The sequence below is a fragment of the Pseudomonas sp. PI1 genome (assembly GCF_000812405.1).
Taxonomy (GTDB): Bacteria; Pseudomonadota; Gammaproteobacteria; order Pseudomonadales; family Pseudomonadaceae; genus Pseudomonas; species Pseudomonas citronellolis.
This window is the reverse complement of record NZ_JWMC01000013.1, coordinates 136,945-158,394: the sequence shown is the minus strand read 5'-3', so window position 1 is coordinate 158,394 and position 21,450 is coordinate 136,945. Positions and strand designations below refer to the sequence as shown.

Genomic DNA, 21,450 nt, shown 5'->3' with positions numbered 1-21,450 from the left:
GGGGACGCGCAAGCATACCCCCGCCCCGCCGGCGCCGCGAATGCCGCGCCAGGGGCGGGTATCGGAAATTCTTGTCACCGGCGACCGCATAAATTAGTTGGACGCATGCCCCCGCGCCTCGAAGAATCCCGGCCCAGGCGACGGCGAGATGTGGTACCGGCCGCTAGAACAATTCCAAGAACGCAAGAGCGGAGATCCCCCATGGAAAAGCAGGCGAGCCCGGCCGTCCCCCTCGACGTGAGCAGCGGCAGCTATTTCGGCTGGTACCGTGACCTGGACAAGCAGGAACGACGGACCTTCTGGAGCTGCAAGATCGGCTACGGCCTGGACGGCATGGATACCCAGATGCTCAGCTTCGTCATTCCCACGCTGATCGCCCTGTGGGGCATCGGCACCGGCGAGGCGGGCCTGATCCACACCCTCACCCTGCTGGCCTCCGCCGCCGGCGGCTGGGTTGCCGGCATTCTCTCCGACCGCATCGGCCGCGTCCTCACCCTGCAGTTGACGGTGCTGTGGTTCGCCTTCTTCACCTTCCTTTGCGGGCTGGCGCAGAACTACGAGCAGTTGCTGATCGCGCGCACCCTGATGGGCTTCGGCTTCGGCGGCGAGTGGACCGCCGGCGCGGTGCTGATCGGCGAGGTGATCCGCGCCCGCGACCGCGGCAAGGCGGTGGGCCTGGTGCAGTCCGGCTGGGCGCTGGGCTGGGGCGTCACCGCCCTGCTCTACGCCCTGCTGTTCAGCGTGCTGCCGCCCGAGTACGCCTGGCGCGCGCTGTTCCTCCTCGGCCTGCTGCCGGCGCTGTTCGTGCTGTTCGTCCGGCGCCTGGTCAAGGAGCCGGAGGTCTACCAGCGCGCCAAGGCCCTGGAAAGCGACGAAAAGACCAGCTTCCACGAAATCTTCGCCCCCGGCATGCTCAGCATCACCCTGCGCGCCTCGCTGCTCACCACCGGCGCCCTGGGCGGCTACTACGCCATCACCTCCTGGCTGCCGACCTACCTGAAGACCGAGCGCCACCTCAGCGTGCTCGGCACCGGCGGCTACCTGGCCATGGTCATCCTCGGCTCCTACGTCGGCTATGTGGTCAGCGCCTTCCTCACCGACCTGCTGGGGCGCAAGAAGAACTTCATCCTGTTCGCGGTCGGCTCCTTCATCGTGGTGCTGCTCTACACCCAGCTGCCGATCGCCAACGCGGCCATGCTCTGGCTGGGCTTCCCCCTGGGCTTCTTCGCCTCGGGCATCTTCAGCGGCATGGGCGCCTTCCTCACCGAACTCTTCCCCACCCGCATCCGCGGCTCGGGCCAGGGCTTCTGCTACAACGCCGGGCGCGCCATCGCCGCGCTCTTCCCCATGCTCATCGGCATGATCAGCCAGCACGTGCCGCTGGGCCTGGGCATCGGCGGCTTCGCCGCGGTGTCCTACGGCGTGGTCATCCTCGCCGCCCTGAGCCTGCCGGAAACCCGCGGCAAGCAGCTGGAACCCTGAGCCGCAGCGACCTACGAGGACGACCATGCACCTCCCCCTGCTCAACTGCGACATCGGCGAAAGCTTCGGCGCCTGGAAAATGGGCCTGGACGCCGAGGTCATGCCGTACATCGACTGCGCCAACATCGCCTGCGGCTACCACGCCGGCGACCCCGGCAGCATGCGCCGCACCGTGGCCCTGGCGCTGGAGCACGACGTGCGCATCGGCGCCCACCCCGGCTACCCCGACCTGCTCGGCTTCGGCCGTCGCTCGCTGGAATGCAGCGCGCAGGAGATCGAGGACATGCTGCACTACCAGATCGGTGCCCTCGACGGCATCTGCCGCGCCCAGGGCGCCCGGGTGAGCTACGTCAAGCCGCACGGCGCGCTGTACAACGACATGATGCGCAAGCCCGAGCAACTGCGCGCGGTGATGCGCGCGGTCGCGGCCTACGACCGCGGGCTGCCGCTGATGCTGCTGTCCACCCGCGATAACCACGGCGCCCTGGCCATGGCCGCCGAGTTCGGCCTGCGCCTGTGGTTCGAGACCTTCGCCGACCGCGCCTACACCGCCGAAGGCCACCTGGTCTCGCGCCAGTTGCCCGGCGCGGTACACCACGACAGCCGCCAGGTGATCGCCCAGGCGCTGACCCTGGCCCGCGGCGAGGCGCTCGGCGCCAGCGACGGCAGCGCGCTGCGCCTGCGCGCCGACAGCATCTGCGTGCACGGCGACAACCCCGGCTCGGTGGAAGCCGTGCGCCAGCTGCGCGCCGCCCTCGGCGCCCTGGTGCCGGCATGAGGCCGCGCCTGGAAGTGGTCGCCCTGGACAGCTACATGCTGCGCCTGTTCGACGCCATCGACGAAGCCAACATGCCCTGGCTGCTGGCCGCCGCGCAGCGCCTGCGCGCAGTCTTCGGCGACGAGTTGCTGGAGCTGGTGCCTTCCTATACCACCCTGATGCTGCGCTTCGACCCGCTGCGGCTGGAGCCGCTGGCGATCCGCGAGCGCCTGTTCGCCGCCCTCGACGGCCTGCGGCCGCTGGCCGGGGAGAACAGCCGCGAGCAGGTGCTGCCGGTGTGGTACGACCCCAGCGTCGGCCCCGACCTGGCGCGCCTGGCGCGGCACACCGGGTTGGCCGTGGCCGAGGTGATCCGCCGCCACAGCGGCCGCGCCTACCAGGTGTTCGCCCTCGGCTTCGCTCCGGGCTTCGCCTTCATGGGCCTGGTCGAGCCGGCCCTGGCCACCCCGCGCCTGGCCACCCCGCGGCAGCGCGTCGCCGCCAGCAGCGTCGGCATCGCCGAGCGCCAGACCGCCGCCTACCCGCTGGCCTCCCCTGGCGGCTGGAACCTGCTGGGGCGCACCCCGGCGCGCCTGTTCGACCGCGGGCGCGACGGCTACAGCCTGCTGCAACCCGGCGACCGGGTGCGCTTCGAGGCCATCGACCACGCCGAATTCATCCGCCTGGGCGGCGACGACACGCCCATGCCCGCCGAGGAGGGCCAGGCATGAAAATCCTCCACGTGGAAAAGAGCACCCCGCTGGCCCAGCTGCAGGACGGCGGCCGCTTCGGCGTGCGCCATCTGGGCGTGACCCAGGGCGGCGCCCTGGACTGGGAAGCCCAGGCCTGGGCCAACTGGCTACTGGGCAACCGCCTGGACGCGGCGGTGCTGGAGATTCCCCTGGGCGGCGTGACCCTGCGCGCCCATGCCGACGTGCGCCTGGCCCTGGCCGGCGCGGACCTGGCGGCAGAAGTCGACGGCCAACCGCTGGCGCCCTGGCAGGCCTTCGAACTGCGCAGCGGGCAACGCCTGGCCTTCATCCAGCCGCGCAGCGGTGCCCGCGCCTACCTGGCGGCGCCCGGCGGTTTCCTCGGCGAAGCGGTGCTGGGCAGCTGCGCCACCGTCGTCCGCGAAGGGCTCGGCGGCCTCGACGGCCAGGGCAAGCCGCTGATGGCCGGCGACGAACTGCGCGCCGCCGGCGGAACACCCCCGCAGCGCCATATGCAGGCCCACCAGCAACCGCGCTACGACGGCCCGGCGGAGCTGGAACTGGTGCTCGGCGCCCAGGCCGGCGACTTCGCCGGGCAGAGCCTGTTCGACGCCTTCGACGCCACCTGGACCCTCGACCAGCGCGCCGACCGCATGGGCATGCGCCTGCTCGGCCCGGCGCTGCAGTACCTGGGCTGGCCAATGATCTCCGAGGGCATCCCCCTGGGCGCCGTGCAGGTGCCGCCGGACGGCCAGCCGATCGTGCTGCTCAACGACCGCCAGACCATCGGCGGCTACCCGCGCCTGGGCGCCCTCAGCCCCAGGGCCCTGGCGCGCCTGGCGCAATGCCTGCCGGGCGCCGAGCTGCGCCTGCGGCCCAGCGTGCAGCCCGCGGCGCTGGCGGCGCACCGGCAACTGCTGGCGCAATGGCGACAGGTCGACTGAAGCCGGCCAACGATAATGGCACAATGGCATCCTCGACATCACGGAGGATGCCATGCAAGCCGTTCCCCCGTTGCAGCGCCCGCTGCTGCGCCACCTCGCCAACCTGCTGGTCACCGCCCTGGGCCTGCTCCTGCTGGGCCTGGCCTGGCTGCTGCAGCCGCTGTTGCTGCAATACCTGCTGGCCGGCGCCTTGCCGGTGTACCTGGGCGTGCTGCTGCCGCAACTGGTCGGCCGCCGCGAACGCCTGCGGCGTGTGCGTGCCGCGCGGGCAGCCTCGGTGGAGCGCTGGGGCTTCTGCAGCCGCGACAGGCCCGGCCCCTGGGTCAACTACATCGACTTCCCGCTGACGGTGTTCTGCGAAGAGGCCCGCGGCCGCTTCTTCTATAGCGAATGGCTGGTGATCCACGACGGGCGCATCATCGTCAACCCCGGGCACAGCGAGGTCGACCTGGCCCGCGGCGAGGTGCGTTACCACTTCGACCGGCCGCGCACCTACGCCTGGGATGGCTGTTCGCCGAAGGTGCCCTTCTACTGGCTGGCGATCTTCGGCACCCCGGACTGGTGGGAGCACCTGGAAGACGTGGCCTGCATCCGCGACGGCGAAATCCGCCGCAGGCAAGTATTCTGGCCGGTGGCGCACCATGCCAGCCTGGTGCACGACGCGCTCTACCAGTTCCTCAACGTCTCGCCGCTAGGCAAGGCCAGCGCCGACCGCCTGTTCCTGCGGATGCTGCGCAATGCCGGCATGCCCCGCCCGCTGGCCTGGGTCTATTACCTGGCGGTGGTGCTCGGCGGCGCGCCGAAGATGCGCCAGGTGCGCAACGGCAACAGCCCGCTGCGCTGCCTGACGCCGATCCCCGGCGCAGCCGCCGGGCCAGTGGGGGAGGCCCGGTTCGGGGTGCCTGATGCGGTTCATTCGGGCAAGGGCTAAGCGTCCCTTTCCGGGGGGCCTCACCCCAACCCTCTCCCACAGCGGGAGAGGGGGCCGTTCGTGCCACCGGAGCGTCCGGTGTGGCCGGTGAATCCAATCGCGGACGGAGTCCGCTCCTACGCCCGTGCTTCCCTGCAGCTGTCTTGCAGGCCGCGCCGAGGTGCTTTTCGTAGGATGGGTTGAGCTTGCGATACCCATCGGGCCAGGGTGATGGGTATCGCTTCGCTCAACCCATCCTACGGGGCCGCTTCTCCCGGGCAGAGAAACGGCATCAGGCTCGGAGCCCCGATCTAGAGCGTCCACTTCCAGGGAATATGCGACTCCACATCGCCATTGCTGAACATGTTCCCTTCATCCTCCAGGCTACCCACGTCCAGGTACAACTCGGAGCCGCTGCCCAGCACCCCGTAGTTGACCAACCGCCCGGCATTCAGCCAGATCTCGTCATAGGCCAGGAGAGTGCCGTGGTTGACGAACGCGTTGCGGATATCGAGCTGGGCATACATCCCACTGATCAGGCTGCCACCGCGCTCCAGCTCCAGAGAGTCGGCACTGAGCCTCAGGCCATCCTGGCTGAGCAACCGGCCGCTGCCGCTGTAGCGCCCGCTCAGCTCCAGCGACAGCCCGGACTCGCTGGCGATCAACCCGGCATTGCGCCAGTCGTGGCCGCTGCCGCGCACACCGAGGGTGCCGTTCAGGCGCCCGCTGGCGCCCTGCTCCAGCTCACCCACCTCCAGGATCAGCTCGCGGGCCTGCAGGCTGCTGTTGTTGAGCCAGTGGTCGCGCTTGATGTGCAGCACGGAACGGGTGACGAAGCGGCCGCCGGCCAGGCCCAGCTGCGCCAGGTCGATGCCGAAGCGGCCGTTGCCGCCGTGCCAGACCCAGCCGTTGTCGTTGAGCAGGCTGCCGCTGCGCAGCTTGAGGTCGCGGGCGTAGGTCTCCAGGCTGCCGTTGCGGTTGTCCAGCACACCGCCGATGCCAATGTCGGTGCCGCCCTCCCAGCCACGGGCGCGGATGCGTCCCTGGCCGTTGCTCAGGGACGCGGCGTGCAGGCGCAGGCCGCCGCGGCTTTCGATCAGCCCCCGGCTGTTGTCCAGCGCCCCGGCCAGGCTCAGGTCCATGCTCTGGGCGCGCAGCTCGCCGCCCCGGTTGACCAGGCCACCGCCCAGGCGCATGAACAGGCCGCCGGCGCTGTCCAGCCGGCCCTGGTTGGTCAGGCTCCCGGAAGCCCACAGCTCGGTGTCGCCCCCTGCGCTGACCGGCCCGCTCAGGTGCATGTCCCCGGCCTTCAGGCGCACGCCGCCGGCGCTCTGCAGGCGCGCCAGCTCCAGGCGGCCGTTGGCGTCGATGCGGATGTCGCCGGCGCTGGCGGCCAGTTCCCCGGCCAGCTTCACGCCCACGCCCTGCTCGGTGCCGACCAGGCGGATGGCGTTGGCGTACATGCCGCCCAGCGCCGAGCTGTCGATGGCCAGGCGCGGCCGCGGGCGGCCATCGTCGGCCTTGGCGCTGGCCGCCAGGCTTTCGCCGTCCACGCGGTTGCGCCCGGCCACCACGTCGAGCTGCTGCGCATGCAGCGCGGCATTGAGCGTGGCGCTGCAGGTGATCAGCTCGAAGCGCCCCACCTGGCGGGCGTCGAGCCCGGCGCCTTCGATGCCGATGTGCCCGCCGTCGACGTCGTAGCCCGCCAGGCGCTCGCCGTCGAATATCGGCTTGCCGGTGGTCAGGGTGGCCCGCGGCATGTTGATGAAGCCGCAGCCGTTGCAGGTCACCCCGTGGGGGTTGGCGAGGATGAAGTACGCGCCCGGCCCGGCGACCTCGATGGCGCCCAGCAACTGCGAGGGGCTGCCGCCGGTGACCTCGCCGAGGATCTTGCGCGCCGCGCCCTTGCCCAGGTTGGGGTTGCCGGCGATGGCGCCGCCCAGCTGCGACTGCGCCCCGCCCGGCGAGTTGTTGAGGATCAGGCCTTCGCGGCCGACGTTGAACTGGCCGAACTTGTTGTGCGACAGGCCATTGGCGTTGGGGGTGGCGATGTTGACGACGGGCACGCCGTTGCCGGCGGAACCCAGGCCGGCGTTGCCGGAACCGGGGGCCAGGCTCAGCGGCGCGGCCGCGGCGTGCGGGTGAGCGAAGAACAGCAGGCCGGCCAGGACGGCCGGGAAATGCAGAGCATTGCGTTCCATGTCCATCTACTCCACGTTGTCCATGAGGAGCTTCCCAAATTAGTGGCAGTGCGCTTCGGAAACGCGTCCTTGTGCCGTGGGAAGCCTCCTCGTCGGCCCGTGGAACCAGGGAGCCGCGCGGCAGCGCCACGCCACCCTGCACGCGCCTGCGCCGATGCAGTAAAGTAATGCCCCCGGCGGCCCCGGCACGCCGCCTTCCCCATTCCAGGAACCCGCATTCGATGGAACACCGTGAGTCGCTCCTCGCGTTGCGACATTTCCTCTCCAGCCAGATCCTCGGCCAGGAAAAGCTCGTCGAGCGCCTGCTCATCGCCCTGCTCGCCGACGGCCACCTGCTGGTGGAAGGCGCGCCCGGGCTGGCCAAGACCAAGGCCATCAAGGACCTCGCCGAAGGCCTGGAGGCCGAGTTCCATCGCATCCAGTTCACCCCCGACCTGCTCCCGGCGGACATCACCGGCACCGAGATCTATCGCCCGGAAAACGGCACCTTCTGCTTCCAGCAGGGGCCGATCTTCCACCACCTGGTGCTGGCCGACGAGATCAACCGCGCCCCGGCCAAGGTGCAGTCGGCGCTGCTGGAAGCCATGGCCGAGCGCCAGGTCAGCATCGGCCGCAGCACCTACGACCTGCCGCCGCTGTTCCTGGTGATGGCCACCCAGAACCCCATCGAGCAGGAAGGCACCTACCCGCTGCCCGAGGCCCAGCTCGACCGCTTCCTGATGCACGTGAAGATCGGCTACCCGGAAGCCTCGGTGGAGCGCCGCATCCTCCAGCAGGCCCGTGGCGAGGCGCTCAACGGCGAGACGCGGCCGGAGCGCCAGGTGACCCAGGAATCGATCTTCGCCGCGCGCAAGGAAATCCTCGGCCTGTACATGGCCGACGCGGTGGAGGAATACCTGGTGCAGCTGGTCATGGCCACCCGCACCGCAGCCAAATTCGACGCCGAGCTGGCCGAGTGGATCGCCTACGGCGCCAGCCCGCGCGGCTCCATCGCCCTGGACCGCTGCGCCCGCGCCCACGCCTGGCTGGCCGGGCGCGACTTCGTCAGCCCCGAGGACATCCAGGCGGTGCTGTTCGACGTGCTGCGCCACCGCCTGATCCTCTCCTTCGAGGCGGAAGCCGCGGGGATCGACCAGGACCGCGTGGTCCAGCGCATCCTCGACGTGGTCGCCGTGGCCTGATGCCGGACACCGCCAGCAACGGCGTGACGGTCAGCCTGCAAGAGCTGATCGACATGCGCCATCGCCTGCGCGAGGTGCAGCTGTTCTCCACCCCGGCCCGGCGCAGCCCGCTGATCGGCCTGCACCACTCGCGCCTGCGCGGGCGCGGCGTGGACTTCGACCAGGTGCGCGTGTACCAGCCCGGCGACGACGTGCGCACCATCGACTGGCGCGTCACCGCGCGCTCCCAGGAGCCGCACACCAAGCTGTTCCACGAGGAGCGCGAGCGCCCGGTGTTCGTCCTCGTCGAGCAGAGCCGGCGGACCTTCTTCGGCTCCGGCCTGTGCCTGAAGTCGGTGCTGGCCGCGCGCGCCGCGGCCCTGCTCGGCTGGGCCGCGCTGGCCCACAACGACCGCATCGGCGGCCTGGTGCTGAGCGACCACGACACCCACGAGATCAAGCCGCGGCGCAGCAAGCAGAGCCAGCTGCAGTTGCTCAACCTGATCGTCCGCGCCAACCACGCGCTGCTCACCGACGGCGCCGCGGCGTCCTCCGGCGACAACTTCGGCCTGGCCCTGCGCCGCGCCCGCGAGGTGCTGCGGCCGGGCAGCCTGGTGATGATCGTCTGCGACGAACGCGCCCTCGCCCACTCGCCCCAGGGCGACCTGGCCGAGCAGCAGCTGGGCCTGCTGGCGCGGCACACCGACCTGGTCCTGCTGCCGGTGTCCGACCCGCTCGACCACGCCCTGCCGGCCGCCGGGCTGATGCGCTTCGCCGAAGGCCAGGCCCTGCTCGAAGTGGACACCCACGTCGACGAACAGCGCCTGGCCTACCGCGCCCTGGGCGAGGCGCGCCGCGAGCGCTGGGCGCGGGTCAGCCAGCGCCTGGGCGTGCCACTGCTGCCGCTGAGCACCCAGCTGGACCTGGTCGAGCAACTGCTCGACCAACTCGAACAGCCCGCCGCGGGGAAACGCCCGTGAATCCCCTCGACGCCCTGGAACCGCTGATCCAGCCCGCCGCCGTGCCCTGGTGGCCGCCGGCGCCGGGCTGGTGGCTGCTGGCCGCGCTGCTGCCGCCGCTGGCCTGGGCGCTGTGGCGCTGGCGCCACCGCCTGCTGCCGCGCCGCCGCGCGCCAGTTCCGGCGGAAGCGCCGCTGGAGCCCATCCGCGTCGCCGCCCTGGAAGAACTGGCGCGCCTGCCGCGGCCCTACGGCGGCGCCCCCGCCGGCCCCTGGCTGCAGGCGCAGAACGCCCTGCTCAAGCGCCTGTCGCGGGCGCGCTGGCCGGACGACAGCTGCCACACTCTGAGCGGCCGCGCCTGGCTGGCGTTCCTCGACAACCGCTGCCCGGCCGCCGGCCTGACACGCTGGATGATCCTCGTGGAAGGCGGCTACCGCGCCGAATGCAAGCTCGACGACAAGGCCATCGACGGCCTCGCCGCCGCCGTGGAAACCTGGGTGCGCAAGCATGTTTGAGTTCGCCTGGCCCTGGGTCTTTCTGCTCGCCCCGCTGCCCTGGCTGCTGCGCGTGCTGCTGCCGCCGGCCGACAGCGGCGAGGCAGCGCTGAAGGTCAGCTTCCTCGCCGAACTCGAAGGCCTGGCCGGCCGCCGCGCCCGCGCGCAACTGCCGGCCTGGCGCCTGCAGGCGCCCTTCGTGCTGCTCTGGCTGCTGTTGCTGCTGGCGGCGGCGCGCCCGCAGTGGGTCGGCGAGCCGCTGCCGATCCCCGCCAGCGGCCGCGACCTGCTGCTGGCGGTGGACGTCTCCGGCTCCATGGACACCGCCGACCTCACCTGGCAGGGCAGCGAGATCAGCCGCCTGAACCTGGTGCAGAAGCTCTTCGGCGACTTCATCGAGGCGCGCCGCGGCGACCGCGTCGGCCTCATCCTGTTCGGCAGCAAGGCCTACCTGCAGGCGCCGCTGACCTTCGACCGCCACACCGTGCGCGTCTGGCTGGACGAGGCGCTGATCGGCATCGCCGGCAAGGACACCGCCCTGGGCGACGCCATCGGCCTTGCCGTCAAGCGCCTGCGCCAGCGCCCGGCGCAAAGCCGCGTGCTGGTGCTGATCACCGACGGCGCCAACACCGCCGGCGAGATCCCGCCGCTGACCGCCGCGCGCCTGGCTGCCGAGGAGAGCGTGAAGATCTACACCATCGGCATCGGCGCCGATCCGCAGCCCGGCGGCGTGCTCGGCATGCTCGGCCTCAACCCCGGCCTGGACCTGGACGAAGCCACCCTGAAGGCGATCGCCGGCCTCACCGGCGGCGAATACTTCCGCGCCCGCAACGGCGCCGAGCTGGAGGCCGTCTCCAGCACCCTGGACAGCCTCGAACCGGTGACGCAGAAGCCCACCCAGGCGCGCCCGGCCCTGGCGCTCTACCACTGGCCGCTGGCCGCCGCGCTGCTGCTGAGCCTGCTGCTGGTGGCCGCGGAACTCTGGCCGGCGCAGCACTGGCGCTGGCCGTGGAGGCGTCCATGAGCCTCTGGCCGCACCTGCTCTACCCCGGCTGGCTGCTGCTGTTGCCGCTGCTCGCCTGGCTGCTGTGGAAGCTGTTGCACCGCCAGCGCCGCGCCGGGCGCTGGCAACTGCTGCTGCCGGCGGCCTTCCACCCCTGGCTGCTGCAGGGCGGCAGCGGCCGCCCGGACCGCCGCCCCTGGCTGTACCTGGGCCTGGCCTGGCTGCTGGCGGTGCTGGCGCTGCTCGGGCCGAGCTGGGAGCGCGTCGAGCAGCCGGCCATGCAGCGCAGCGACCCGCTGGTGGTGATCCTCGAACTGACGCCGCGGATGCTCGCCGGCGACCTGCCGCCCAGCCGCCTGGAACAGGCCCGGCGCAAGCTCCTCGACCTGCTGCGCGCGCGCCCCGACGCGCAGACCGCCATCGTCGTCTACGCCGGCAGCGCCCACACCCTGGTGCCGCTGTCCAACGACCTGTTCACCGCGCGCAACCTGCTCGATGCGCTCAAGCCGTCGATCATGCCCGAGCCGGGGCAGCGCGCCGACCTCGCCGTACAGCAGGCGCGCCGCCTGCTCGACCAGGGCGCCCAGGGCAACGGGCGCCTGCTGCTGCTCACCGGCGGGCTGGAGGAAAGCGAACGGCAGGGCATCCGCCAGGCCCTGCATGGCCACGGCCGGGACTTCGCCATCCTCGCCGTGGGCACTGCCGGCGGCGCGCCCATCCCGCAGGAAGACGGCACCTACCTGAAGGACGACCAGGGCGGCATCCTCCTGCCGCGCCTCGACGAGGCCGGGCTGCGCCAGTTCGCCGCCAGCCTCGACGCCAGCTACCAGCGCCTGGGCGCCAGCGACCGCGACCTCAGGGCCCTCGGCCTGCTGGACGCCAACCGCGGCCTGGAAGCCGCCGGCAACGACGCCGTGCTGCGCCTGCAGCGCTGGGCCGACCAGGGCTACTGGCTGCTCCTGCCGCTGCTCTTGCTGGCCGCCTGCGCCGGCCGCCGCGGCTGGCTGTTCAGCCTGCCATTATTGCTGCCGCTGTGGCTGGGCGCGCCGCAACCGGCCATGGCCTTCGAGTTCGCCGACCTCTGGCTGCGCCCCGACCAGCAGGGCCAGCGCCTGCTCGCCGAGCAGCGCCCGGCCGACGCCGCCCGGCATTTTGCCGACTTCCGCTGGCGCGGCCTGGCCCTCTACCAGGCCGGCGACTACGACGGCGCGGCCCACGCCTTCGCCCTGGGCGACAGCGCCGCCGACCACTACAACCGCGGCAACGCCCTGGCCCGCGCCGAGCAGTACGAGGCCGCCATCGACGCCTACGAGCGGGCGCTGGAACTGCAGCCCGGCCTGCAACAGGCCCAGCGCAACAAGGCGCTGCTGGAGGACCTGCTGCGCCAGCGCGAGCAGGACGCCGCCCAGCAGCGCCCCAATGCCTCCCAGGCCAGCCGCAGCGGCGAAACCGAGCCGGCGCCGACGGCAGCGGCCAAGCCTTCGGAGCAGCAGAACCTGGAAGAACGGCCCACGCGCCCCTCGGCGGCCCTGCAGAACCGCCAGCAGGCCAGCGCCGAGCGCCTGCAGGCCGCCGGCCCGGACGACGAGCCGCCCGCCGATTCGACGGAACTCCCCGCCCCCACGGCGGACGAAGGGAAGCTCAGCGACGAAAGCCGCCAGGCCCTGGAACAGTGGCTGCGGCAGATTCCCGACGAACCCTCCGAACTGCTGCGCCGCAAATTCTGGTACCAACAGCAGCAGCGCCAGGAAAACCTGCCATGAAACGGATGATCTGCCTGATCCTGCTCAGCCTGCTCGCATTCCAGGCGCAGGCCAGCTTCACCGCCAGCGTCGACCGCGCGCGCCTGACCGAGGGCGAGAGCCTGGACCTGACGCTGGAGTCCGACGACCCCACGCAGTTCGGCAAGCCGGACCTCACGCCCCTGGGCGACGCCTTCGAAATCCTCGGCACCCGCCAGGTCAACCGCCTGACCACCCTCGACGGCCAGGCCCAGGCCACCACGCGCTGGATCATCACCCTGCGCCCCACCCGCAGCGGCGCCCTGCAGATACCGGCGCTGCGCATGGGCAACAGCCAGACCCAGCCGATCGGCCTGCAAGTGCTCAAGGCCGAGGACGCGGACGAGCAGCAGAAACTCTCGCCAGTGTTCATCGACGCCAGCCTCGACCACGAGTCGGTCTACGTGCAGGCCCAGGCCATCCTCACCCTGCGCATCTACCACTCGGTGTCGCTGTACGACGACAGCAGCCTCAGCCCGCTGCAGATCGACGACGCCAAGGTCGAGCAGCTCGGCCAGCCGCGCACCTACGAGAAGGAAATCAACGGCGTGCGCCACGGCGTCATCGAGGTGCGCTTCGCGATCTTCCCGCAGCACAGCGGCGAGCTGACCATCCCGGCGCTGAACTTCAGCGCCACCCGGGTGGCGCGCAACAACCCCGGCGACACCTTCGGCGTGCTGCCTGGCAAGCGCCTGCGGGTGAGTTCGCCGGAGATTCCCCTGGAAGTGAAGCCCAAGCCCGCCGACTACCCGGCCGACGCGCCCTGGCTGCCGGCCCGCGCCGTCAGCCTCAGCGAAAGCTGGGCGCCGCAGCCGGAGCAGGCGAAGGCCGGCGAAGCCCTGACGCGCAACCTGATGCTGCGCGTGGAAGGCCTCTCCAGCGCCCAGCTGCCGCCGCTGCCCCAGGCCCTGCCGGCCGGGCTGCGGCACTACCCCGACCAGCCGCAGCTGGCCGAGGAACAGGGCGACCAGGGAGTGATCGGCAGCCGCGAGGAGCGCCAGGCCCTGATCCCGGAGCAGGCCGGCCAGCTGAGCCTGCCGGACATCGAGATCACCTGGTGGAACACCCAGGAAGACCGCCTGGAGCACACCACCCTGCCCGGCCGCAGCCTGGACGTCGGCGCCAACCCGCAGCTGGCGGCCCCGCCCCCGGCGCCCCTGGAAGGCGCCGTGAGCAGCGACGGCCAGCGCCTCTGGCCGTGGCAACTGGCGACCCTGCTGCTGGCCCTGACCAGCCTGCTCGGCTTCGGTCTCTGGTGGCGCGCCCGGCGCCAGCCGGCCATCGTCCGCGCCGCGGCCAACGCGCCCAGCGCCCGCACCCTGCTCGACGAACTGCGCCGCTGCTGCCAGGCCAACGACCCCCACGCCACCCGCCAGGCCCTCGACGCCTGGGCGCGCCAGCAGCCGGAAACCCTGGCCGACATGGCGGCGCGCTTCGTGCCGCTGTCCGACGCCATGGACGGCCTCAACGGCGCGCTCTACAGCGACAGCGAGGGCGGCCACAACTGGGAAGGCGAGGACCTCTGGCGGGCGATCCGCACCCTGCCCGCCGCGGAAGGCGGCAGCGCGGCGACGGCCGAGGGCAACAGCCTGCCACCGCTCTACCCGCGCTGAGCCATGCCGGCCAGGCTGAGGAAAACTCCCTGGCAAGAGGCAGACCCATGGCCGAACGCCCGTGCCGGCTCGCCACCCTGCCGCTCTGCGGCCTGCTGGCCCGAGGCGCCCAGGCCGACCCCGCGGCCCCGCCGCAGCAGCCGCTGGACGGCCCCGGCGGTTCGCGCCTGGCCCACGCCGACCTGCGCTCGCCCGGCGAGCCCATCCGCATCGACGAACCGCCGCGCCGCCGCATGCGCGGCTAAAGCGCGGCCGGTCCATCCGTAGCGCCCAACCCGCTCAGGGCTTGCCGACGCCGCGGTCTTCCAACTGGTCGGCCTCGAACAGCGTCTCCAGTTCCTGGCGCGCCTCGCGGGCGGTCTGGATCACCGCCGCGGCGTCGTCGTAGACCTTGTACTGGGCCATCAGCACTTCCTCGTCGTGGCGGCGGAAGCGGCGGATGCGCGCCAGCGCCTGCTCCTCGGAAAGGCCCATTTCCACCAGCACCCGCCGGCTCATCTCCAGGCTGGAGTGGAACAGCTCGCGCACCGGGCTGGCCCCGGCGTCGAGCAGGTGGTAGACGTGCTGGCGGTTGCGCGCCCGGGCGATGATCTTCACGTGCGGATAGAGCTTGCGCACCAGGCGCGCGGTATCGATGTTGGTCTGCGGGTCGTCGGTGGCGACGACGAAGAACTCGGCCTTGTCCACCTGGGCCGCGCGGAGGATTTCCGGGCGCAGCGGGTCGCCGTAGAAGATCGGGATGCTGCCGTAGCTGCGGCTCAGCTCGATGGTGTCCACCGAGGTGTCCAGGGCGATGAAGGGCACGCGCTGGGCGCGCATGATCCGCGCGACCACCTGGCCCATGCGGCCCATGCCGGCGATCACCACCCGCGGCGCATCGCCCTCGATGCGCTTGTATTCCTCCGGCGCCTCGCGCACCGGCTCCGGCTTGGGCTGCACCAGGCGCGCGGCCAGCAGCACCAGCAGCGGCGTCACCGCCATCGACAGGGTGATGCACAGCACCAGCAGGCTGTGCAGGTTGGCGTCCAGCAGCCCTTCGGCGCGGGCCAGCTTGAACACCACGAAGGCGAACTCGCCGCCGGCCGCCAGGACGATGCCCAGGCGCAGCGCCGAATGGCCGTCGAGGCCGCCGGTGAGGCGCCCGAGCAGGTACAGCAGCGGCAGCTTCAGGCCGATCAGCAGCAGCGTCAGGCCCAGCACCAGCAGCGGCGAATGCAGCAGCAGGCCGAGGTCGGCGCTCATCCCCACGCTGATGAAGAACAGCCCCAGCAGCAGGCCCTTGAACGGCTCGATCTGCGATTCCAGCTCGTGGCGGTACTCCGAGTCGGCCAGCAGCAGGCCGGCGAGGAAGGCGCCCAGGCCCATGGACACCCCGGCCAGCTCCATCAGCCAGGCAGTGCCGACGACCACCAGCAGCGCGGTGGCGGTGGACAGGTCGGCCATGCCGGTGCGCGCCACCGTGCGGAACACCGGGCGCAACAGGTAGCGCCCGCCGACCACCACCACGGCGATGCTCCCCACCACTTCGAGGAAGTGGCGCCAATCGCCGCCCGGCGCGGCCTCGTCGGCCCGCGCGCCGAGCAGCGACACGGCGGCGATCAGCGGGATGGCGGCGATGTCCTGGAACAGCAGGATGGCGAAGGCCAGGCGGCCGTGGGGGCTGGCCAGCTCCTTGCGCTCGGCGAGGATCTGCAGGCCGAAGGCGGTGGACGACAGCGCCAGACCGCCGCCGAGCACCACCGAGGTGTTCAGCGGCAGCTCGAAGGCCAGGTGCGCCAGCACGCCGATCACCAGCGCGGTGAGCAGCACCTGGGCCAGGCCGATGCCGAACACCGCCTTGCGCATCACCCACAGGCGCTTGGGCGACAGTTCCAGGCCGATGATGAACAGCAGCAGCACCACGCCCAGCTCGGACAGGCTGGCGACGCTTTCCGGATCGTCGATCAGGCGCAGCACCGAAGGCCCGATCAGCACCCCGGCCAGCAGGTAGCCGAGCACCGCGCCCAGTTGCAGGCGCTTGGCCAGCGGCACCATGAAGACGGTGGCGATGAGGAAGACCACCGTCGATTGCAGATAGTTGGAACCATGCTCCATGCCGGAACGCTCCTTGGCAGGATGAGGCCCGGCGCGCGGCCGGGCGGGTGGAACGGAAAGGGTGTCGATCAGACCGGCGGCAGGCCCTGGTCGATCAGGTGGCGCTGGAACTGCCCGGCGAGCGCTTCGACCTGCTGCCAGGGCTGCGCGTGCCGTTCGTCCAGCGCGACGTGGCTGGTGCCACGGATGTCGGCCGGCAACTCGACGGCGCGGTAGAAGGCGTTGACCACCTCGGCCATGGCCGAGCGCTGGTTCTCCATGAGGATGGCGCCGTGGGCCAGCACCACGTAGCGCCCGTCGCTCTGCCGGCGGCGCCAGCGCTGGGCGGTGCCGACCAGCTTGCGGCCGCCGATGTTGACGTTGTAGCGGCCGTCGCAGAAGGCGCCGTCGACCTCGCCCACGCCGGCGTCCAGGCCCATGGCCGCGAGCCAGTCGCAGAGCGGCTGGCACAGGCGCAGGTAGGCGGTGTCGATGCGCGTCTGCTCGTTGTCGCCATCGGGCACCGCGTAGCACAGGGCGACGTTGAGCACCGCCGGCGACTGCGGCACCGGTTCGCCGCCGGTGTCGCGCAGGGCGATCGGCCAGCCGAGTTCGGCGCAGCGCGCCTCGGCCTCGGCGAAACCGGCCAGGCGGCTGAGCCGGCGCGGCATCACCAGCGCCTGCTGCAGCGGGCGCCAGAACAGCAGGCGGCTGTCGGCCTGGCCGCTGAACACCTGGTCCAGGGCGGTGCGTTCGGCATCCAGGCCGTCCTGTGCGGAAAACCGCAGTACCCGTTCGCCCATGTCCTACTCCTTTCGCCGTGCTGCCTGACAGGTAGCGGACTATGCCCAGCCGCCAGGCCAGGCTGCAAGCGAAAAGCCGCGCTCCCCCGGCAGGCGGCGGGACAGCCTGGCGGCATATGGCTATGCTCATAGCCGGATGCCATCGCGCACAGGACGAGCCCCGTGTCCCAGCCGTTCCCGCAACGCCTTCGCCAGCAATTCCGGCTCGCCCGCTCCCTGGCGCGACCGGTGGCCACGGAGAACCTCAGGCGCCTGGCCTGGCTGGCGCTGCTGGCCGTGCCCTTCGGCCTGGTGCACATCCTGGTGTTCTGGCTCAACCTGCAGGGCAGCCTTCCGGAATTCGACGGCTGGCGCCAGCACATCATCCTCACCCACGCGGTGGTGGCCGTGCTGCTGCTCGGCCTCGGCCTGCTCGCCTGGCAGGCCCGCCAGCGCCCGCAGGCGCCGCCGCCATGGTACTGCGAGCTGCTGGCGCTGCTGGGCGCCAGCGTGCTGCTGGGCTTCGGCCTGGTCATCACCTGCTTCGACCAGGAGGTGACCAGCAGCATCACGCCCTTCCTCATGGGCGCGGTGGCCACGGCGCTGATTCTGCTGCTACGCCCGGTGTTCGCCACGCTGCTCTACGTCGCGCTGTTCATCGCCTTCGAACTGGCCATGGAAGTGGCCCAGCCGGACCCGCAGTTGCGCCTGTCCAACCAGATGGGCGGCCTGACCATCTGCGGCATCGGCCTGCTGCTGTCGCAGATCCTCTGGTTCGGCCACCTGCGCAACCTGCGCCAGCGCCAGCACCTGCGCCGGCAGCGCAAGGAGCTGGAAGAGAAGAACCTGCAGCTGGAATACCTGGCCGGCCACGACCCGCTGACCGGGCTGTTCAACCGCCGCCAGTTCGACCAGTTGGTGAAGCAGGAACTGGCGCGCTGCGACCGCCAGCCGATGCCGGTGAGCCTGCTGATGATCGACCTGGACCACTTCAAGTTCATCAACGACCGCTACGGCCACCCGCTGGGCGACGAGGTGATCCGCCACACCGCCACCCTGCTGCGCAAGCACACCCGCAGCAGCGACAGCGTGGCGCGCCTGGGCGGCGAGGAGTTCCTCCTGCTGCTGCCGGACACCGCCGCGCCCCAGGCCCGGGTGATCGCCGAGAAGCTGCGCAAGCTGCTGGAAGACACCCCGCTGCCGATGAAGGACGGCCTGCTCTACCTCACCGCCAGCTTCGGCATCGCCGGCCTGGCCAGCGGCGTGTCGAGCACCTACGAAAGGCTCTACAGCACGGCCGACCAGGCCCTGTACCGGGCCAAGGCCAGCGGGCGCAACCGGGTGGAGGTGATGGATGCAGCGCCCCATGGGACGTTGGAGTGAGCTTTTGTGTAGGAGCGAGCTTGCTCGCGAATGGGGTTTCCCGGCGCTATAGATGTTGGGTTCAAGAGCGCCCTCTCCCCAACCCTCTCCCTGAAGGGAGAGGGAGCTGTCCTGAGCGGCCTGGAAGTCAGGCGCCATCCTCATACCCTGTCGTGACTGCCAGCCCGTAGGGCGCATAACGCCTACGGCGTTATCCGCCGATATCGGTGGCACCGGTGTTCCAGCCAACGGCGGATAACCGCGAACGGTTATGCGCCCTACGGTTCCAGGGAGGCCGTGGTGATGGGTATCGCTTCGCTCAACACCATCCTACGACGATGTGCCTACCTGCCATGTAGGAGCGGACTCCGTCCGCGATTGGATTCGCCGGCCTCGGCGGCGGGTAGCCGCGTAGGCGTTTCAGGATGACTCCGGCCTCGCCGCTCGCTCGGGACTGCCCCCTCTCCCTCTGGGAGAGGGCTGGGGTGAGGGGGCGGAGTCAACCCAAACACCGCAGCTACCGGGAAGCACCATTCGCGAGCAAGCTCGCTCCTACGCCTCAGGGCTGCGCGTAGCGGCGGCTCAACCCCGGCGGCACGCCGTTGGCATCGGTGGCGGTCCAGGGGCCCTGCGGGCTTACGCCCCAGTACCAGGCGCCGTCCCAGTGGTAGTAGGTGCGCTGGCGGTAGTACAGGTCCTTCTGCCCCTGGATCACGTAGACGCCCAGGTTCGGGTCCCAGCGGCCCTTGCCGCCCGGCGGCGGGGCGAACTGGGTGTGGGTGCTGCGGGGCTTGTTCGAAGGGTTCTGCGGGTTCGGCGTGATGGCCGTGCGCGGCGCCGGCTTGTTCGACGGCAGGGCCGCCGGCGGCTGGCCGCTGGCGCCGGGTTGCGGGGCCGGCGCCGGGGCTTGCGTGTGGGGCTGCTGGCCGGCGCAACCGGCCAGGGCGAGCAGGGCCGCGAGGGCGAGGATTCGGCCTTTCACGGGCGCACCTCCAGGAAGGGTTCGGTCAATGCTGGTCCGGGCTGTCGATGGTCACCGCCTGATCGCCCGCGCCGGCAGTAGACAACGGCTGGCTGCGTCCGATCCATTCGCCGCTGATGGCATTGCCGGCGCGCGACACCCGCGCCACCAGCTCCACCTGCGGGAAGGCCGACAGCTTCAGTTGCGGCATCATGGCGTCGGCATCGCTGAGCGACACCTCGTCCGGCAGGTCGGCCACCTTCAGGCGCTTGACCGCCAGCGGCATCGGCGGGCCGTTCACCGCGCGGGCGAAGACGAACACGCTGTCGTCCGGCTTGACCTGGCCCTTCACCGCGTCGCTGAGGTCCACCCGCACCTTCAGCGTCACGCCGGCGGTGGCTGCCGCGGCCGGCGCTTCCGGCAGCTTCTCGCCGCGCTCGACCAGATGCTGGCGGGCGCGCTCGATGCCGCTCTGGATGGCCGCGCGCGACGGATCGTCGGCCGGCAGCGCGGCGACCAGGCGTTGCCAGTAGTCCACGGCATCGGCGTAGCGCTGGTCTTCGAAGGCGGCGATGCCCATCAGGCCGAGGGTGGTGACTTCCTCCGGGTTCTGCTTGAGCGCCTCGTCAGCCAGGGCCTGGGCGGCGCCGGCCATCTTCTTGCCGTTGGCGAAGTACAGCGCCTGGGCCCACTGGCCGAGCACCTCGGACTGGCGCCCGGAGAGGTTGGCGGCGCGCTCGAAGGCCTTGGCGGCATCCTCGAAGCGCTCCTGGGTCATGTAGGTGCGGCCAAGGAAGTACCAGCCCTCGGCGGAATCCGGCTGGGCCTGCACGGCCTTCTCCAGGCGCTCGGTCATCTCCGCCATGGAGTGCGGCGGCTCGGCTAACTCGCGGGACAGCGCCAGCTTCTCGCTGGCGCCCCAGTGCAGGTACAGGCCCAGGCCCAGCAACGGCAGCAGCACGGCCGCCAGCAGCGGCGCGGCGCGGCCCAGGCGCGAGCGGCGCTCGCCCTCGCCTTCGGTGTCGGCCAGCAGTTCGCGGGCGGCCTCGGCGCGCCCGGCCTGCAGCTGGGCGTCGTCCAGGGTGCCGGCGGCGTGCTGGGCGTCCAGCTCGGCGAGGCGTTCCTGGTACAGGGCGACGTTGAGGGCGGTGCGGTCTTCCTCGGCCTGGGCGCGGCGGCCACGCAGCAGAGGAATCAGCAGGAAAGCCATGGCCACCAGCGCAAGCAGGCCGGCGGCGAGCCAGAAGTCGATCATTTGTCTTGGTTATCCAGCAATTGATTCAGGCGGGCCTGTTCCTCGGCGGACAGGCTGGCGGACGGACCGGCGGCGCTGCGGCGGCGCGCCACCAGCACGCCCACCACCAGCACCCCCAGGCCCAGCAGGGCCGCCGGGCCGAACCAGAGCAGCCAGGTGCGGGCGTTGACCGGCGGCTTGTAGCGCACGAAGTCGCCGTAGCGGTCGACCATGTAGTCGACGATCTGCTCGTCGCTCTTGCCCTGCTGCAGTTGCTCGTAGATCTGCTTGCGCAGGTCGGCGGCGATGGGCGCGTTGGAGTCGGCGATGTCCTGGTTCTGGCACTTCGGGCAGCGCAGCTCGGTGGTCAGGCTGCGGAAGCGCTGGCGCTCGGCCTCGTTGGGGAATTCGTAGGTGTCGATGGCGGCGTGGGCCACGCCGGCGAGGCTCAGGCCCAGCAGGGCCGCGGCGAGGAATCGCTTCATTTGCCCCCCGCCTCGTCCACCAGGCGCTGGTAGATCGGCGCCAGCTGCTCGCGCCAGACCTTCTCGTCGACGGCGCCGACCAGCTTGTGGCGGATGATGCCGTCCTTGTCGATCACGTAGGTCTCCGGCGCGCCGTACACGCCCAGGTCCAGGCCCAGGGTGCCCTGGGCATCGGCGATGTTCAGCACGTAGGGGTCATGCAGGTCCTGCAGCCACTTCTGCGCGGCGGCGTTGTCGTCCTTGTAGTTGATGCCGACGATCACCACGCCCTGCTCGGCCAGCTTGGCCAGCACCGGGTGCTCGAAACGGCAGGTCGGGCACCAGGTGCCCCAGACGTTGACCAGCGCCGGGCGGCCCTTGAGGTCGGCCTGGGTGTAGGTCTTGCCCGGCTCCAGCACGCCGGGCAGGGCGAAGGCCGGGAACGGCTTGTCGATCAGCGCCGAGGGCAGCTCGCTGGGGTCGAGCCACAGGCCGCGGAACAGGAATACCGCGACGACCAGGAAGATCGCCAGCGGCAACAGCAGGATCGCACGCTTCAC

General features: G+C 71.2%; 20 protein-coding genes. 13 read left to right on the top strand and 7 right to left on the bottom strand.

Annotation, left to right across the window (positions count from 1 at the left end):
* Positions 1 to 201: 201 nt before the first annotated feature.
* The 5 genes from RN02_RS06055 to RN02_RS06035 are packed head-to-tail and all read left to right on the top strand — an operon-like array spanning position 202 to position 4,824.
* Complete coding sequence (locus RN02_RS06055) at positions 202 to 1,482, top strand: MFS transporter (protein ID WP_052267652.1); 1,281 nt, start codon at positions 202 to 204, stop codon at positions 1,480 to 1,482.
* 25 nt (positions 1,483 to 1,507) lie between these two features.
* Complete coding sequence (locus RN02_RS06050; RefSeq protein WP_043267388.1) at positions 1,508 to 2,260, top strand: 5-oxoprolinase subunit PxpA; 753 nt, start codon at positions 1,508 to 1,510, stop codon at positions 2,258 to 2,260.
* Complete coding sequence (locus RN02_RS06045) at positions 2,257 to 2,970, top strand: 5-oxoprolinase subunit B family protein (protein ID WP_043313600.1); 714 nt, start codon at positions 2,257 to 2,259, stop codon at positions 2,968 to 2,970. The genes RN02_RS06050 and RN02_RS06045 overlap by 4 nt, the downstream gene beginning before the upstream one ends.
* On the top strand, positions 2,967 to 3,893 hold the full coding sequence (locus RN02_RS06040; protein WP_043313598.1) for a biotin-dependent carboxyltransferase family protein: 927 nt from the start codon (positions 2,967 to 2,969) through the stop codon (positions 3,891 to 3,893). The genes RN02_RS06045 and RN02_RS06040 overlap by 4 nt, the downstream gene beginning before the upstream one ends.
* Positions 3,894 to 3,945: 52 nt before the next feature.
* A complete protein-coding gene (locus RN02_RS06035; protein ID WP_043313597.1) occupies positions 3,946 to 4,824 on the top strand; it encodes a DUF1353 domain-containing protein in 879 nt (292 codons plus the stop codon).
* Between the two features lie 290 nt (positions 4,825 to 5,114).
* On the opposite strand, the gene RN02_RS06030 is transcribed toward RN02_RS06035, so the two are convergent.
* Entirely contained in the window at positions 5,115 to 7,010 is a 1,896-nt protein-coding gene (locus tag RN02_RS06030) for a filamentous hemagglutinin N-terminal domain-containing protein (protein ID WP_082033723.1), read from the bottom strand.
* A gap of 215 nt (positions 7,011 to 7,225) precedes the next feature.
* Here RN02_RS06030 and RN02_RS06025 point away from each other — a divergent pair, with 215 nt between their 5' ends.
* Genes RN02_RS06025 through RN02_RS05995 form a run of 7 tightly spaced genes read left to right on the top strand, consistent with a single transcriptional unit; the run spans position 7,226 to position 14,259 of the window.
* On the top strand, positions 7,226 to 8,185 hold the full coding sequence (locus RN02_RS06025) for an AAA family ATPase (protein ID WP_009621155.1): 960 nt from the start codon (positions 7,226 to 7,228) through the stop codon (positions 8,183 to 8,185).
* Positions 8,185 to 9,144: a DUF58 domain-containing protein gene (locus RN02_RS06020; protein WP_009621154.1), complete on the top strand. Its 960-nt coding sequence runs from the start codon at positions 8,185 to 8,187 to the stop codon at positions 9,142 to 9,144. Before RN02_RS06025 ends, RN02_RS06020 begins: the two co-directional genes overlap by 1 nt.
* Positions 9,141 to 9,638, top strand: coding sequence for a DUF4381 domain-containing protein (locus tag RN02_RS06015; RefSeq protein WP_043313594.1), 498 nt, complete (start codon positions 9,141 to 9,143; stop codon positions 9,636 to 9,638). The genes RN02_RS06020 and RN02_RS06015 overlap by 4 nt, the downstream gene beginning before the upstream one ends.
* Positions 9,631 to 10,641: a vWA domain-containing protein gene (locus tag RN02_RS06010; RefSeq protein ID WP_043313593.1), complete on the top strand. Its 1,011-nt coding sequence runs from the start codon at positions 9,631 to 9,633 to the stop codon at positions 10,639 to 10,641. The genes RN02_RS06015 and RN02_RS06010 overlap by 8 nt, the downstream gene beginning before the upstream one ends.
* The gene (locus tag RN02_RS06005) at positions 10,626 to 12,383 is read left to right on the top strand and encodes a VWA domain-containing protein (protein WP_442965423.1); all 1,758 of its coding nucleotides are present in this window, start codon (positions 10,626 to 10,628) and stop codon (positions 12,381 to 12,383) included. Before RN02_RS06010 ends, RN02_RS06005 begins: the two co-directional genes overlap by 16 nt.
* Entirely contained in the window at positions 12,380 to 14,014 is a 1,635-nt protein-coding gene (locus RN02_RS06000) for a BatD family protein (protein ID WP_043313591.1), read from the top strand. Before RN02_RS06005 ends, RN02_RS06000 begins: the two co-directional genes overlap by 4 nt.
* Positions 14,015 to 14,061: 47 nt before the next feature.
* The gene (locus tag RN02_RS05995) at positions 14,062 to 14,259 is read left to right on the top strand and encodes a hypothetical protein (protein WP_043313589.1); all 198 of its coding nucleotides are present in this window, start codon (positions 14,062 to 14,064) and stop codon (positions 14,257 to 14,259) included.
* 34 nt (positions 14,260 to 14,293) lie between these two features.
* Here RN02_RS05995 and RN02_RS05990 read toward each other — a convergent pair whose 3' ends face one another.
* Positions 14,294 to 16,108, bottom strand: a complete 1,815-nt coding sequence (locus RN02_RS05990) for a monovalent cation:proton antiporter-2 (CPA2) family protein (protein WP_043313588.1) — start codon at positions 16,106 to 16,108, stop codon at positions 14,294 to 14,296.
* Between the two features lie 68 nt (positions 16,109 to 16,176).
* Complete coding sequence (locus RN02_RS05985) at positions 16,177 to 16,890, bottom strand: lipoate--protein ligase family protein (protein ID WP_043313587.1); 714 nt, start codon at positions 16,888 to 16,890, stop codon at positions 16,177 to 16,179.
* 162 nt (positions 16,891 to 17,052) lie between these two features.
* Between RN02_RS05985 and RN02_RS05980 the strand changes: the two genes are divergently transcribed.
* Positions 17,053 to 18,252, top strand: coding sequence for a GGDEF domain-containing protein (locus tag RN02_RS05980; protein WP_043313585.1), 1,200 nt, complete (start codon positions 17,053 to 17,055; stop codon positions 18,250 to 18,252).
* 538 nt (positions 18,253 to 18,790) lie between these two features.
* On the opposite strand, the gene RN02_RS05975 is transcribed toward RN02_RS05980, so the two are convergent.
* Genes RN02_RS05975 through dsbE form a run of 4 tightly spaced genes read right to left on the bottom strand, consistent with a single transcriptional unit; the run spans position 18,791 to position 21,450 of the window.
* Complete coding sequence (locus RN02_RS05975) at positions 18,791 to 19,213, bottom strand: hypothetical protein (protein ID WP_043313584.1); 423 nt, start codon at positions 19,211 to 19,213, stop codon at positions 18,791 to 18,793.
* Positions 19,214 to 19,238: 25 nt separating this feature from the next.
* A complete protein-coding gene (gene ccmI / locus RN02_RS05970) occupies positions 19,239 to 20,447 on the bottom strand; it encodes a c-type cytochrome biogenesis protein CcmI (protein WP_043313583.1) in 1,209 nt (402 codons plus the stop codon).
* The gene (locus RN02_RS05965) at positions 20,444 to 20,911 is read right to left on the bottom strand and encodes a cytochrome c-type biogenesis protein (RefSeq protein WP_043313582.1); all 468 of its coding nucleotides are present in this window, start codon (positions 20,909 to 20,911) and stop codon (positions 20,444 to 20,446) included. The genes ccmI and RN02_RS05965 overlap by 4 nt, the downstream gene beginning before the upstream one ends.
* Positions 20,908 to 21,450 (bottom strand): thiol:disulfide interchange protein DsbE, encoded by a 543-nt coding sequence (gene dsbE, locus RN02_RS05960; protein ID WP_009621133.1) that lies wholly within the window; start codon positions 21,448 to 21,450, stop codon positions 20,908 to 20,910. The genes RN02_RS05965 and dsbE overlap by 4 nt, the downstream gene beginning before the upstream one ends.